This is a genomic window from Morganella sp. HMSC11D09 (assembly GCF_001807955.1).
GTDB classification, from domain to species: domain Bacteria; phylum Pseudomonadota; class Gammaproteobacteria; order Enterobacterales; family Enterobacteriaceae; genus Morganella; species Morganella morganii.
This window is the reverse complement of the sequence record NZ_KV791636.1, coordinates 1-1,161: the sequence shown is the minus strand read 5'-3', so window position 1 is coordinate 1,161 and position 1,161 is coordinate 1. Positions and strand designations below refer to the sequence as shown.

The following is a 1,161-nucleotide window of genomic DNA, read 5'->3' as shown; positions in this document are numbered from 1 at the left end:
TACGCCCCATGCACCATCTGAGTTATAACCGAGGATGCCGGTGATGTGATACTGACCGGTGCCGGTGCGTCGGACTTCGGCACCTTCGGATTCATCGTTGGTTTCGTAATACCCGTCAGGGTGCACAAGAATTATCGGGGAGGATTTTTTCAGGTAACCGCTGCCATCAACATAAATATTACCGCCGATTACCGCGGCGCTGCCACTCCCGACATTTGCAAAACTGACGTTAGACCATCCAGAGGTATTTCTGCATGAAACCAATGTGCGCCCATCGTTATAAGCCCATATACCGATACTAAATCTGCCATCTGGTGATGTTATTTCAACCCTTGACTGATCATTGCCGGGGGTATTGGTTTTAACATCGATTGTTCCGCCTATCTTTACGGAGTCATTCGCAACGGAAAATTTTCCGGTACTACCACTGAGCACCTCAAACACAGATGTATTTATTCTTTGCCAAAGCCCTGCTTTATTTTTGTCTGACGGATAGATCTCTGTATATCCATTATCATTGATAGATAATCCCTTACCGATACTTGAATTTAAGGCGTTGATACCATCTCCCACCGCCTTCTGGTGTGGCACTAAAATATCAGAGTTGCCCATATTCGCAGTCAGTTGCACAATTCCTTTCTGCGCTGTAGATGCGTCTTTCACATCGGGTATCTTTATATTATCAACTCTTTCTGACAGATTACTTAAAGCATCATTCAGCGCTTTAATGCTATCCAGCGTCACCTTCTGGCCGTTCGGCAGCTCAATTTCCACCTGTCCGGTGTCTGTCATCCACTGCTGCATTGCCTGGAGAAAGTAAACGATATAGCCCTGATTGGCTGACATAGTACGGGCCGCATCTGAAATGGTATCCGGCACCGTGGTGGCAATGGAATATTTCGCGCCGCTGAGCGTTACCGGGGCATTGAATGACAACACCAGTTCTGTATCACTGTTTACCGCGCGGATCATCATGCTGACAGGTGCTGAACCGTTCTCGATGCTGATAAGCTGGCCCGGGGCCACGCCGTGAATATTCTTTTTCCACTGCGTACCGGTGCCGGTCACAATCGGTGAACCGGCATTAATGGCTATGGTGCCGTCGGTGTAAATCATGGGGTTTCCTTAAATTTCAGACGAAAAAAAACCGCCGGAGCGGTT

1 protein-coding gene is annotated in these 1,161 nt (G+C 48.0%); it reads right to left on the bottom strand.

Annotation, left to right across the window (positions count from 1 at the left end):
• On the bottom strand, nt 1-1,116 hold a 1,116-nt coding region (locus tag HMPREF3119_RS19550), incomplete at its 3' end, for a phage tail fiber protein (protein WP_246829215.1).
• Nucleotides 1,117-1,161 lie beyond the last annotated feature (45 nt).